The organism is Nesterenkonia ebinurensis (assembly GCF_008711175.1).
Classification (GTDB): Bacteria; Actinomycetota; Actinomycetes; order Actinomycetales; family Micrococcaceae; genus Nesterenkonia; species Nesterenkonia ebinurensis.
In genome coordinates, this window is record NZ_VWNF01000021.1 from 194698 (window position 1) to 207876 (window position 13179).

Sequence of the window (13179 nt, forward strand, 5' to 3'; positions counted from 1 at the left end):
TCCACCAAGAAAGGAAACATCATGAGAAATCGGTCAGCCACATTAGGAGCCGGCCTGCTCGCCCTCAGCCTGTCCGCCTGCGGAGGGGTGCCCGGCACCACCTCTGACAACGGATCCGAGAACGGCGGAGAGGAGGAAAGCCGCACCCTGGTCTTCGCCCAGAGCGCCGATCCGACCACCATGGATCCCCAGGATGCCCGTTCCACCTCCGCTGAGCGGGTCAACCGCAATATCTACAGCCGGCTCTTCCGCCGTGACGCGGAGATGGAGCTGGTGGAGGATCTGGTCATCGACTACGAGCAGGTGGATGAGCAAACCTGGCGCTTCACCATCACCGATGAGGCGGTCTTCCACAACGGGGACCCGCTGACCGCTGCTGATGTGGAGTTCAGCATCAACCGGGTGATCACTGACGACACTCTTCTCGAGTACGTGGAGTTCAATCAGATTACCAGCGTGGAAGCCATTGGCGACTACGAGATCGAACTCACTACTGACGGACCGATGCCCACTCTGATCAACGTGCTCTCCAAGGGCGGGGCTGACATCATGCCCTCCGAGTACATCGAAGAAAACGGGATAGAGGGGTTCATCGCCAGTCCCATCGGCTCCGGCCCCTATGAGTTCGTCGAATGGCGGCAGGATGACCGGGTGGTCCTTACCGCCAACGAGGACTACTGGGGCGGAGAGCCTCAGTGGGACGAGGTGGAGCTGCGAGCCATCCCGGAGAACTCCACCCGGGTCTCTGAGCTGCTCACCGGCGGAGTGGACATAGCCGCCGATGTTCCGCCCAACGACTGGGATCGGATCGATGATGAGGACGGCTCCCATATGGTGTTCGGCGACACCACCCGAGTGATGCTGCTGATTGTGCGCATGACCGACGGCTACATCACCGCCGACCCAGAGATCCGCGAAGCCATCGACCTGGCCATCGACCAGGGCACTATCACCGAGACCCTGTTCGAGGGCAATGCCACCCCGGTGCGCTCCCGTGTCCCAGTGGGAAGCTTCGGCGCCAATGAGGAACTCTACGATGACTTCCTCTACGACCCGGAGCGTGCTGCTGAACTCGTGGCAGCAGCCGATGAGACCCCTGAAGTGACCCTGACCGCCTCCCGCGGCAACTATCCCTTCGACGGCGAGGTGGCCGAGATGATCGCCTCCTACCTGGAGGAGGTCGGCTTTGAGGTGAACCTGGACATCCGCGAGGGTGGCTCGTACAGCGATATGTACAGTGAGCGCAACAACGAGGAGCTATTCCTGATCGGCCTGGCCGATGGCATGCTGGACGCCTCCTCCCCGATGGTGCACTACACCCCAGAGACCGCAGAGGGGATGACCGATTACTTCAGCGAGGAAGTCATCGACCTGCTGAACCAGGCTGGCCGCACCCTGGACGAGGAGGAACGTGCTCAGCTCTACGCTGAGGCCCAGGAGATTGTTGCAGAGGACCGCCCACACATCCCGCTGTACGTACAGCCCGGTGCCTTCGGGGTCTCCGACGGCGTGGACTTCACTCCCCGGCTGGATGACAACCTCTACTTTGACGACATCCTTCCCAACGACTGACCGCTGACCCAACAGATGTGGAGCCGGGTTCGTTGAGCCCGGCTCCACATCTGCCCCCAGGAGATTCCATGCACAGCTACCCCCAGCTCACCCACGCCCGGGTGGACCGCGTATGCCGTCAGCGGCTGCTGCCGGCCCTGTACTCCACGCTGGCACCGGTGACCATACAGCGGTGGGAGGTCGACGGCGACGGGGAGCCCGTCCCAGCAGCCCATGCTCTCGGCATCCGTCCCCTACCCGGCCGTTCAACCCCGGCCTACGAGCCTTTCACCCTGGGGCAGCCCTGGGGCCCGGCCTGGTCCACCACCTGGTTCCGCATCACCGGCAGCGTGCCGGATGATGCGCGCACCGCTGAGCTGGTGCTGGATCCAGGCTGGTATGAAGGGATGGACGGCTTCCACGGAGAAGCGCTGGTCTACCGGCCGGACGGAACCGTGGTCAAGGGCATCCACCCCAACCAGTCCTGGGTGCGGCTGAAGGGTGAGCGCACCCCATCCGGACTGCTCAACCAGGATGACAGCTTTGAGCTCTATGTGGAGGCCGCCGCCAACCCGCTGGTCTACAAACCGCGCGTCTTCGCCCCCAATGACCTGGGCGAGAAGCACACAGCGGCGAGCTTCGAACCTTATCGGTTCCGAACTGCAGAGGTCGCCGAGTTCCACACCGAAATCTGGGAGCTGCTGCGCGATCTGGAGACTGCCGACGGGCTGGCCCGCCAGCTGCCAGACTCCGAACCGCGCTATTGGCGGTTGCTGGAGGCTGTGGAGCACGCCTTGGATGCCTTCGTGGAGTCCGATCCTGACTCTGCCGCAGAAGCCCGAAAGCGGCTGGCCGGTGTACTGAGCCTCCCTGCTCATGCCAGTGCACATATCATTTCAGCTATCGGGCATGCCCATATCGATTCGGCCTGGCTGTGGCCGGTGCGTGAGACCCGCCGCAAGGTGGCCCGCACCGTGGGAAATGTGCTCTCCCTGATGGACCAGGATGACCAGTTCCGCTACGGCATGTCCTCCGCCCAGCAGTACGCCTGGCTTCAGCAGGACCACCCTGACCTCTTCGCCCGACTCAGCGAGCGGGTCCAGCAGGGCCGCTTCATACCACTGGGGGGCATGTGGGTGGAGACCGACTGCGTGATGCCGGCCGGGGAGTCCATGGTCCGGCAGGCTCTGAAGGGACAGCGCTACTTCATGAAGACCTTCGGCGTCGAATGCGAAGGCGCCTGGCTGCCCGACTCATTCGGCTACGCCGGAGGGCTTCCGCAGATCGTGCGGCGTGCCGGATTCCAGTGGTTCCTCACCCAGAAGATTGCCTGGGGGGACACCAATGAGTTCCCGCACCACAGCTTTGACTGGGAGGGGGTGGACGGCTCTCGTATCTTCACCCACTTCCCTCCGGCCAACACCTATGAGGCCACTGTGGAGGCCGATGAGCTGCATCGGGCCCAATGGAACTTCCGGGACAAGACCCACTCCTCCCATTCACTGCTTCCCTTCGGCTACGGCGATGGCGGTGGCGGGCCCACCCGGGAGATGCTGGCCCGGGCTCGCCGGTTCGCCGACCTGGAGGGAGCACCCCGGCTGCGGCAGGTGGCTCCGGCCCGGTTCTTCGCCGATGCGGAGGCCGAGTACCGGTCCGCGGGCAAAATCCCGGTGTGGCGGGGTGAGCTCTACCTGGAGCTGCACCGCGGCACCCTGACTTCCCAACTGGCCATGAAGCAGGGCAACAGACGGGCCGAGGCTTCTCTTCGCCTGGTGGAGCATCTGGCCGCTGCGGCCGCAGTCCGGGCCGGGGCGCAGTATCCGCACCAGGAGCTGGCTGAGATCTGGCAGCAGGTGCTGCTCCACCAGTTCCATGATGTGCTTCCCGGCTCATCCATCGCCTGGGTGCACCGGGAGGCCCGCCAGTCTTACGGGCAGCTGCAGGACCGTCTGCACTCCCTGGCCATTACCGCGTTGGAGGCCCTCGGTGCTCCCCACTCAGAGGACTGGCCTGCCTTGACTCCTGACTCTGCCGGCTCCTGGCAGGACACGGCGCACGACGCCGCCGACGTCACCGTGAAGCGCACCGAAACGGGGTGTCTGGTGTTGGCAAATAGCCGGCTCCGCGTCGTCGTCGGCTCGCACGGGCATGTCACCTCAATCGTTGATGCCGAAACTGGCCGGGAGCTGGTGCCCGATGGTGAGCCGATGGGAGCACTCTGGCTGTTCCGGGATGAGCCGATCCGGTGGGACGCCTGGGATGTGGAGCGGCACACCCTGCGGCTAGGCCACCTGGTGGAGGGTGTTAGCTTGGTGGAGGTCTGTTCTCAGGACGGGGCAGCGGCAGTGACCGTGAGCCGGCAGGAGGGCCCCTCCTCCTTCACCATGACCTACCGGCTGCAGCCGGGCGCGGCGGAGCTGGATATGGAGCTGGAGGCGGACTGGCGGCATTCGGAGCATCTGCTCAAAGTAGCTCTGCCGCTGGATCTGCACACCTCTTCGGCGAAGTTCGAGACCCAGTACGGCTATGTGAAACGCGATATCAGCGATAACACTAGCTGGCAAGAGGTGCAGTTCGAGGTCAATCAGCACCGATGGATGCATCTGGGCGAGGGCGATTTCGGAGTGGGTATCACCAATGACTCCAGCTACGGCTGCGATGTCACTCAGCTGGACTCCGGAGGCACACTGGTGCGGCTTTCGCTGCTGCGAGCCGCCCAGTTCCCTGATCCTGGGGCGGATATCGGCCATCACCGGATTCGCTGGTCGGTACTGCCGGGCGGAGTTCCCACAACGGTCGACGCCGCATACCGGCTCAACGCCCCGGAGACTGAGCCGGAGGTCTCCGGCCTGGTGGTGGATCCGCTGGTCAGTCTTCAGCTGGTAGCAGGTGCGGCCGCAGTGGACTGGGTCAAGGCTGCCGAGGACTGCTCCGGCGATCTCATCGTGCGGATCGTGGAGGTCGCCGGCGGCCGGGCTGAGGCAGTGCTGCAGCTGGGTCCCGGACTGGAGGCTGCTGAGGTGGCTGAGACGGACCTACTGGAGCGCACCGCTGAGGCCGACGGGGCCTTCCCGGAGGATCTTCCCTATGCACTGGCCGACCGGGCTTGGCAGCCGGCCAAGGGGGTGGCTGTGTCGCTACGACCCTTCCAACTCGCCACTCTGCGGCTGCGCCGGCCCGGAGTCGAGGGGTAACTGCTGGTCCAAGGGCTTGCGGTCCGGTGCCGGGGCGTAGTGCCGCAGCCAGATCTCAGTCTGGGCCACATGGCTGGCCATAGCCGCAGAAGCCATAGCCGGATCCCCAGCAATGATGGCCTCAGCGATCTGGCGGTGGCCATCCTCACTCATCCGCCGGATGGCATCGGTGCCCTGGCTGCCGTAGATCTGGTAGGCCCGGGACCGGTTCTTCATCACGGCCAGCAACGCGGTGATGGTGGCATTGCCCCCAGCCTCGGCCACCAGCTGGTGGAACTCGGCGTCCAGGACACTGGCCTCATTAGGGCTGGAGGCGTCGTCGAGCCTGATCAGCATGTCGCGCAGCTGGGCATGCACCAGGGGGGTGGCCTTGGCGGCGGCCTGGCCGGCGGCATAGGACTCCAGGACCCTACGCACCTCGTAGAGCTCCAGCACCCCGGAGAGCGGCAGCAATTCTACGGTCAGGGCCAGGGAGCGCATGAACTCCTCAGGTTTGAGCGAAGAGACGTAGACCCCGGAGCCGTGGCGAGATTCCACCACCCCGAGAGCGGCGAGCATCCGGACGGCTTCTCGCAGGGACCCCCGGGAGACCCCCAGGCGTTCGCAGAGTTCAGACTCGGAGGGCAGCCGCTGCTCGGCGGTGAGTTCCTGGGAGCTGATCATGTGTCGGATTCCGTGGAATGCCCGCTCTACTGCCGACACTATGCGTCCCTTCTTCGAGTCATCTGAGCGGGCCCTGGGTGAAGTGAGGTTCCCTGCTACCTGTTCATAATACTGCCGAGAGGAGTCCAAGCTGTGCTGACCAGCCCGACTTCAGTTGTGCGCAATGAGATGATGGAGACAGCCATGAATATGCACCCTTCCCCCCGCACCACAGCTGTGTGGGCGGCTGTGGACGCTGGGCAGAGCAGCACCAAAGGAATGCTGTATCAGCCTGGCCGGCAGCCGCTGCCTCTGTTCCTGCCGCAGGTGCTCACCAGTCGGGCGTTATTGCCCCAGCTTGCTGCGTTTGCCCAGCAGACTGCTGCTGAGGCACAGGCCCCGCTGCAGGGGATGACTTTCGGGACTTCCGGGCTGACTCGGGCAGAGACCGATGCGCAGCGGCTGCTGGAGATGATCGGGCAGCCCAGCCTCCACCGGATCAGACTTACTCATGATTCGGTCACCAGCTACCTGGGTGCGGTGGGCCTGTGCCAGGGGGCAGTCATCGCCTCTGGCACAGGTGTGGTGACCCTGGCGGTGGGCGAGCAGCAGGTAGCCCGGGTGGACGGCTGGGGAAGTTTCATGGGGGATGCCGGAAGCGGATTCTCTATAGGGCGTGAGGCGCTTCAGGCCGTGATGCGCGCCTATGACGGACGAGGCCCGGCTACTGCGCTCACCAATGAGGTGCGGCGGCGCTGGCCGGACCTGCCGGGTGCCTATATCCAGCTGCAGAACGATTCCGAAGCGGTCAGCTTGGTGGCCTCCTTCGCCCGGGTGGTGGGGGAGCTGGCGGCTGAGGACCAGGTAGCGGCAGAAATCTGCCAGTATGCCGCAGCAGAGCTGGCCCATTCGGTGATCACTGCACTGCGCCGGGTGAGGCAGGACCAACCACCGGCCAGCCCGCAGGTGGCGACCATCGGCGGGGTCTTCGGCTCGGTGGCCATCAGCAGTGAATTCTGGCGGCTGGTCCGGGCAGCCGTACCCCGGGTGCAGCCGTTGCAGCAGAGCGGCCATGGCGTGGACGGGTCCTCCGCACTGTTCACCGTTGAAGCAGACCACCCCTTGAGGCTTTTGATCTCAGCAGCTGAGAGGCAGGCATGACACTGATCAGAATCGACAACACCCCCTTGTCCTATCCCTGGGGTGCTGCGGGCGGCATCTCTGCGCTGCTGGGTCGCGAGCCCAGCGGCGGGCCGGAGGCTGAGCTGTGGCTGGGTAGCCACCCCAAAGCCCCCAGCCGGGTACTTGAACCAGGTGCGGCATGGTCTGACCTGCATCAGTGGGAGACAGAGACCGGCCAGCAGCTGCCGTTTCTGCTGAAGATTCTCGACGCCGCCGCTCCCCTCTCCCTGCAGGCCCACCCCTCAGCGGAGCAGGCAGCACTGGGTTTTGACCGTGAGGAGCGGGCGGGGATTCCGGTTGATGCCCCGCACCGGAACTACCGCGACCCCCGGCCTAAACCTGAGATGATCGTGGCGCTGAGTGACAGGTTCGAAGCCCTGTGCGGATTCCGCGATCCCGCACATACCACGGACCTGCTGCAGGAGGGGGCTCGGGGCTCTGGCCCGGCTGGAGCTCTGCTGAGAACCTGGGCCTATATGCTCACCGAGCAGGGGATCGCGCGCACTGTGCGTTGGCTGCTCGGAGATGCTCCGGAGATTCCGCAGCTGATCGGTCAGCTTCAGGCCGCAGCCGAGCGTCACCCCGAGAAGCTGGGCCTGGTCTCTCGCCTGCTGGCCGAGTATCCCGGCGACCCGGGGGCGGCTGTGGCAGTGATGCTCAACCATGAGCTGCTCTCTGCCGGAGAGGCGCTGTGGCTGCCCGCCGGGAACATCCACGCCTATCTGCACGGCACCGGCATTGAGCTGATGGGACCCAGTGACAATGTGCTGCGCGGCGGGCTGACCGGAAAACACATTGATGTCCCCGAGCTGCTGCACGTCCTTGATATCAGTTTCGGTCCTCCTGCCCGCCTACGGCCCGCCGCCCGGCAGGTTGGTCTGCGCAGCTATCGGACGGCAGAGGGCCCGGAGAACCGCGGGGCTCCTTTCGAGCTGCTGGAGATTACCGGGGAGGCCGAGTTCCGCACTGAGACGCCCAGTGTGATCGCGGTGCTCAGCGGCAGCTTCACGGTGACTGCTGAAGATACAGGTACTGTGCAGGACGCCGCCCGCGGCCAGTTCCTGCTTCAGGCCACCCCGGGGCTGCTCTCTCTCCGCGGTACTGGGCGGGCCTTCCTCGCCACTGGACGGAGAGCAGTCAGCACCTGATCGCCTACAGCCCAACCCGGTAGGCTTGTCTGCTGTGACCCGTACTCCTCCCGCGCCGCCGACCGCTGTGGTCTGGGACCCCGCGCTGCTGGAGTACAGGTTCACCGCCACCCACCCGATGGACCCGATACGGCTGGAGCTCACCGAACGCCTGACCCGGGACCTGGCGGTCTTCGACTCACCGAACCTCACTCAGGTCTCCCCGAAGATTGCCGACGACGACGCCCTGGCCACTGTGCACACCGAGGAGTACATCGCTGCCGTGCACGCCGCCTCGGATACCGGCGCTGCCTCTCCGAAGCACGGGCTGGGCTCTGAGGACACCCCGGTCTTCGAGGGGATCCATACCGGAGCGGCCCGGATCGCCGGCGGAACACTGCGCCTGGCTGAGGCCCTGGCTGCCGGAACCGCAGTCCGCGGGGTGAACTTCGCCGGCGGGATGCATCATGCCAGTCGCGCCAAAGCTGGCGGGTTCTGCGTGTACAACGACACCGCTCTGGCCATCCAGCACCTACTGGACACCGGTACGCGCCGGGTGGTCTACATCGACGTCGATGCCCACCACGGTGACGGCACCCAGGAGATCTTCTACGCCGACCCTCGGGTGATGACAATCTCCATCCATCAGTCCGGCACCACCCTGTATCCGGGCACCGGGTTCCCCAATGAGATCGGAGAAGGCCAGGCGGATGGCACCTCCGTGAACATTGCGCTGCCTCCGGGCACCGGGGATGCGGGGTTCCTGCGAGCCTTCCACGCGATCATCCCGCAGCTGGTGCGGGCCTTCGAGCCGGAGGTGGTCCTCTCCCAGCACGGCTGCGACTCCCATGCCGATGACCCGTTGAGTGACCTGCGGCTGAGCATTGACGGGCAGCGTCAGCTGGCCCTGGACATCGGGCACTTGGCCGAGGAGTTCACTGGAAACCGGTGGATTGCCACCGGCGGCGGGGGCTACAGCATCCATCAGGTGGTCCCGCGTGCCTGGGCGCATCTGACTGCCATCGTCTCAGGTTCCCCCGTGCCACTGAACACCACCACCCCGGTCAGCTGGCGGGACTACGTGAGAAAGACCTATCAGGTGGAAGCCCCCGAGCACATGCACGACGACGCCGAGCTTTGGTGGAGGTCCTGGGAGCTGGGCTACGACCCCGAGGACGCGGTGGACCGCGCAGTCATCCAGACCCGCAAAGAGATCTTTCCCCTGCATGGCCTGGACCCCTGGTTTGACTGAGCTGGTCCCGGGGCCGGGCGCGCCTCCGCGGCCTTCACTCCTTAAAGTCATCGTCACGCTTCGCTGGCAGCTCACCCATTGGTTAGCCCTTCCACAATAGAGTCGGTAGACTCTTCCAAGACCTTTTTGGCCTATCCCCTATAGACAAGGACTGTGACCCTATGGGTTCTGTGATCAAGAAGCGCCGCAAGCGCATGGCGAAGAAGAAGCACCGCAAACGTCTGCGGAAGACCCGCCACCAGCGGCGCAATAAGTAAACACAGCGCCTAGCCCCGGCTGATCGGCCGGGGCTTTCGCGTATCCGATCACCGAGAGGACGCCGTGTCTGAGACTGTTCATGTCGAAGTGCTCACCAAGCCCGGCTGCCACCTGTGCGCCGAGGCGCTGGCCACCACCGAGGCTGTCTGTGCAGAGTTCGGCCTGAGCTTCACCGAGACCACTATTGAGCACGACGCCGCCCTCGCCGCTCAGTTCGCCGAGGAGGTCCCGGTACTGCGCATCAACGGCACGATACGGGACTTCTGGAAGTTCGACCCCGCCCGCCTACGGCGTCTGCTGGCTGAGGCTACCGCCTAACTCCTCACCAGTTCAGGACCCACACTTTCTCGCCGGCGTAGAAGACGCGGATATCGTCAGCGGTGTCGTCCGCGAAAAGATCCACGTCTCGGTCCGTCACATATCCAAGATGCGGAGTCAGTTACGGTTCGCGGCAGATCCCGCAGGCGCGAATCCTACGACAGGGGCTCCTCAAGAAAGACGTCCTGGCCGAAACCCCTAACCGATCTTCCTGAAGTGCCCTGACCAAGATGAGGCCGGTTTGGCGGAAGGAACGGGGGAAGGCAGAAGGCTGCAGTTTCCGGTGCCAGGGTTGGTTCACCAGTGCAGCACCGACTGCACTGCCTAGGAGCATTCCTGCGTGGATGTTGAAGAACTCGAAGAGTAGCACCTACGCTGAGTGCTCCGGCAAGCAGCTTCGCCGCTCCCAGGGCCTGGTGCCACGTTGGTCCATTCGATCGAACTGTCACACCACTCCTTCACACGCCGTTATGTACTGGCATCCTACTCCGTGATTCTTGACACTAAATACCCTGAATGGCATGCTTACCTTAGTTTTGGCATACCAAAGGAGGTCATATGTCGACCATTATCACTGATGTCTTAGTTATCGGCGCTGGAAACGCAGCAATGTGCGCCGCCCACGCAGCACGCGAATCTGGCAAGAAGATTCTGATGCTCGAGGCTGCACCCAAGGAGCAGGCTGGCGGAAACAGCTATTTCACTGCTGGCGCCACCCGCATGACCCACGAGGGACTACACAGCCTCAAGAACCTGGTCGAACCCGATCCGAGGCATGACCGCACAGTGGTGCCGCCTTATACCAAGGAGGAATACGCGGCTGATCTGGCCAAAGTTACCAACGGCAACAACGACCCGCAGATGACCGAAACCCTGACATCCAACATCGCCGAGGACATACGATGGCTGAAGTCCAAGGGCCTAAAGTACCGCCTCATGTATGAGCGTCAAGCCTATGAACGCCCCGACGGGAGCTACCTGTTCTGGGGCGGCCTGCACGTCGGCAACGTTGATGGCGGCGAGGGCTTGATCCGCGATCACTTTGCAGTGGCCGAAGCCAGCGGCATCGAAGTGCTCTACAACGCTCGGGCCACCCGTCTCATTGAGAGCAGCGATAGCGTAACCGGCGTCGTTTTCGACCAGGACGGCGAGGAGCACGCCGTTCATGCCGATGCCACGGTGCTGGGCAGCGGCGGCTTCGAGGCCAGCAAGACGATGCGCGCTGAACACATGGGTTCCGAGTGGGAGTACGCAATCACCCGGGGTACGCCGTTCAATACAGGCACCATGCTGGAAGAAGCGCTTCGCCTCGGCGCAGCCAAGGCCGGTGACTGGACCTCCTGCCACGCTACCCAGTGGGATGCCGAGTTTGAGAACAATGAGTCCAATTTTGAGGTGACCAACCGACTAACACGGCAGAGCTACCCGCTAGGGCTGATCGTCAACCGCAACGGCCAACGCTTCGTTGATGAGGGGGCCGATTTCCGCAATCTCACCTACGCCAAGTACGGCAAGGAAGTATTGCTGCAGCCCGGGGCGATCGCCTGGCAGGTCTTTGATGCGCCACTACGGCCGATGCTCCGTCCGCAGGAGTATGAGGTGCCGGGCGTTGGCGAGCACATTGCTGGCTCCCTCGCGGAACTGGCGGAAGCAACCGGAATCGACAAGGATGGTCTCATCAAAACGATCCAAGAGTTCAACGATTCCATCGACACCACCAAGGCGTTCGACCCCAACGTCAAGGACGGGCGAGTCGCTCACACCACCCCGCCTAAGTCGAACTGGGCGAACTCGATCTCTGAGCCCCCGTTCTACGCCTATCCGGTTACCTGCGGCATCACTTTCACCTTCGGTGGCCTCAAGGGAGACGAGCAGTCTCGCGTTCTCAAGGAGGACGGCACTCCAATTCCTGGACTGTTTGCCTGTGGCGAAGCCCTGGGCGGCCTCTTCAGCGGAAACTACCCCGGTGGTTCCGGGCTGGCAGCAGGCATCGTCTTCGGTCGAATCGCAGGGCGGTCCGCAGCCTCATGACCACCCGCCCTCAGGTCGACTCCGTCTACGAGCAGCTGCGGTCCCACATCCTCGGCGGCTCGCTAGAACAAGGTGCTGACCTGAATGAGCGCTCCGTGGCTGACTTGGTCGGCACTTCCCGGACCCCGGTCAGGGAGGCTGTGGCCCGCCTTGTCGTTGAAGGGCTCGCTGAAAAGCGGGGCCGCAAGACCCAGGTCACCGTGTGGACCGATGAGAAGATCGGTCAGCTCTACGAGATGCGCGCTCTTCTGGAGTCGGACGCTGCTCGCCTGGCGGCGATGCGCAGAAGTGAGCACGCAGTGGCTCAGCTGGAAGCTTCTCTGACTGAGCAGAAGGAGGTGGAGGACAACTCCCCTGCCGTCCGTCGGGAACTGAACTACCAGTTCCACCGACTCATCTGGCGAGCAAGTGCTAATCCGTTCTTACTTGAGGCGAACGAGAAGTACGGTGTGCAGTCCATGTCTATCGTGCCCACCACCCTGCGAGACGACAGCCGATGGGAAAAGTCATTGGAGGAGCACCACCAGTTGGTCGAATTCATCAGCACCCACCAGGCCGACGACGCCGCCCAACTGATGCGGCAGCACCTCGAATCAGCCTTCCGCCAGCGCTAGCAAAATTGGTCCGTGATTTCTGAGACTTGCGCTGTTGCCACCCCGGCCTCTCGCCTTGTTCGGTCAGCGACTGACGACATTGATGACAGGCTCGCCGGCGCCGAACCTGACAACCTGTTCAATTGCCAACTCTCGGCACCGCCTGATGCACTCGTACGTATTGCCCCCAAGGTGGGGGGAGAGCAGCAAGTTCGGCACGTCCCACAGGTCGCTGTCCTCGGGCAGGGGCTCTGGCTCAACAACATCCAGCGCCGCTCGCAGTCGGTGAGAGCGCAGTTCGGCAACTAAAGCTGAATGATCCACAATCGCACTACGACCCACGTTAACTAGAAGCGCACCGTCAGTCATTGCTTTGAGGAACTTCACATTGACGAGTCGATCTGTACTTTCATTGTGGGGGAGAGTGACGATGACGACATCTGCTGTACCCAGCAAGTCGTAAAGGGCCTCCGGGCCATTGATTCTACGGCCGTCCTTATGAAGCCTAGCCTTGCCAGCAATAACCTCGACCGAAGCCGGGGCAAATGACTCGACTCTGCGGACCGTGGCCCTACCAACTCCACCGTAGCCCAGGACGAGAACTCGAGATCCAACTAAAGAAGACGTCCAGAAGTCCCGACTCCAGAATCGCTCCTGAGCCTGCGCATACACCCTTGTAAGATCTCGAAGAGCGGCAAGCGTCAACGTCAGGGCGAACTCAGCAGTCGTTGATTCGATGGCACCCTTGGAGTTGGAGACGCTAACATCTTTCGGGAGATATCCTCGAATCCAGTCGTATCCCAAAGACAGCAGGTGCACATGGCGCAGGCTTCTTACTAGCCCGATTCGCGAGTAGCCAGATTTGGCCTTGGGCCTTGCTGTCACGACGAAATCAGCTGAGGGTGGTTCTACACCGGAATCAATATCCCACACCCGGATCTGGGATTGCTTCCCTCGGTCTGGAAATTTCTCTTGGAGCCGTTCCCTGCAGGCACCTGCCAGCTCCTCGTCAGGCACAAGAATTCGCACTG

11 protein-coding genes are annotated in these 13179 nt (G+C 63.3%); 9 read left to right on the forward strand and 2 right to left on the reverse strand.

What is annotated here, in order from left to right:
- Positions 1–21 precede the first annotated feature (21 nt).
- On the forward strand, positions 22–1572 hold the full coding sequence (locus F0311_RS08480; RefSeq protein ID WP_191089827.1) for an ABC transporter substrate-binding protein: 1551 nt from the start codon (positions 22–24) through the stop codon (positions 1570–1572).
- Positions 1573–1640: 68 nt separating this feature from the next.
- Positions 1641–4745 carry an alpha-mannosidase gene (locus tag F0311_RS08485; RefSeq protein WP_150461498.1) on the forward strand — a complete coding sequence of 1035 codons (3105 nt, stop codon included), beginning with the start codon at positions 1641–1643 and terminating at the stop codon, positions 4743–4745.
- Here the strand turns inward: F0311_RS08485 and F0311_RS08490 are convergent.
- Positions 4689–5447 carry a FadR/GntR family transcriptional regulator gene (locus F0311_RS08490; RefSeq protein ID WP_150461499.1) on the reverse strand — a complete coding sequence of 253 codons (759 nt, stop codon included), beginning with the start codon at positions 5445–5447 and terminating at the stop codon, positions 4689–4691. The two genes, F0311_RS08485 and F0311_RS08490, sit on opposite strands and share 57 nt — an antisense overlap.
- A gap of 144 nt (positions 5448–5591) precedes the next feature.
- On the opposite strand from F0311_RS08490, the gene F0311_RS08495 reads away from it, so the two are divergent.
- The 7 genes from F0311_RS08495 (at position 5592) to F0311_RS08525 (ending at position 12169) form a co-directional block, all read left to right on the forward strand.
- Positions 5592–6548 carry an N-acetylglucosamine kinase gene (locus tag F0311_RS08495; protein WP_223881224.1) on the forward strand — a complete coding sequence of 319 codons (957 nt, stop codon included), beginning with the start codon at positions 5592–5594 and terminating at the stop codon, positions 6546–6548.
- Positions 6545–7717: a mannose-6-phosphate isomerase, class I gene (gene manA / locus F0311_RS08500; RefSeq protein WP_150461501.1), complete on the forward strand. Its 1173-nt coding sequence runs from the start codon at positions 6545–6547 to the stop codon at positions 7715–7717. The genes F0311_RS08495 and manA overlap by 4 nt, the downstream gene beginning before the upstream one ends.
- A 25-nt stretch (positions 7718–7742) precedes the next feature.
- On the forward strand, positions 7743–8948 hold the full coding sequence (locus F0311_RS08505; RefSeq protein ID WP_396897429.1) for an acetoin utilization protein AcuC: 1206 nt from the start codon (positions 7743–7745) through the stop codon (positions 8946–8948).
- A 161-nt stretch (positions 8949–9109) separates the two neighbouring features.
- The gene (locus tag F0311_RS08510) at positions 9110–9205 is read left to right on the forward strand and encodes a 30S ribosomal protein bS22 (protein ID WP_022873036.1); all 96 of its coding nucleotides are present in this window, start codon (positions 9110–9112) and stop codon (positions 9203–9205) included.
- Positions 9206–9269: 64 nt separating this feature from the next.
- A complete protein-coding gene (locus F0311_RS08515; protein WP_150461503.1) occupies positions 9270–9524 on the forward strand; it encodes a glutaredoxin family protein in 255 nt (84 codons plus the stop codon).
- Between the two features lie 558 nt (positions 9525–10082).
- Positions 10083–11555: an FAD-dependent tricarballylate dehydrogenase TcuA gene (gene tcuA, locus F0311_RS08520; RefSeq protein WP_150461504.1), complete on the forward strand. Its 1473-nt coding sequence runs from the start codon at positions 10083–10085 to the stop codon at positions 11553–11555.
- A complete protein-coding gene (locus tag F0311_RS08525; protein WP_150461505.1) occupies positions 11552–12169 on the forward strand; it encodes a GntR family transcriptional regulator in 618 nt (205 codons plus the stop codon). The genes tcuA and F0311_RS08525 overlap by 4 nt, the downstream gene beginning before the upstream one ends.
- Positions 12170–12232: 63 nt before the next feature.
- On the opposite strand, the gene F0311_RS08530 is transcribed toward F0311_RS08525, so the two are convergent.
- Complete coding sequence (locus tag F0311_RS08530; protein WP_191089828.1) at positions 12233–13177, reverse strand: NAD(P)-dependent oxidoreductase; 945 nt, start codon at positions 13175–13177, stop codon at positions 12233–12235.
- Positions 13178–13179: the final 2 nt, after the last annotated feature.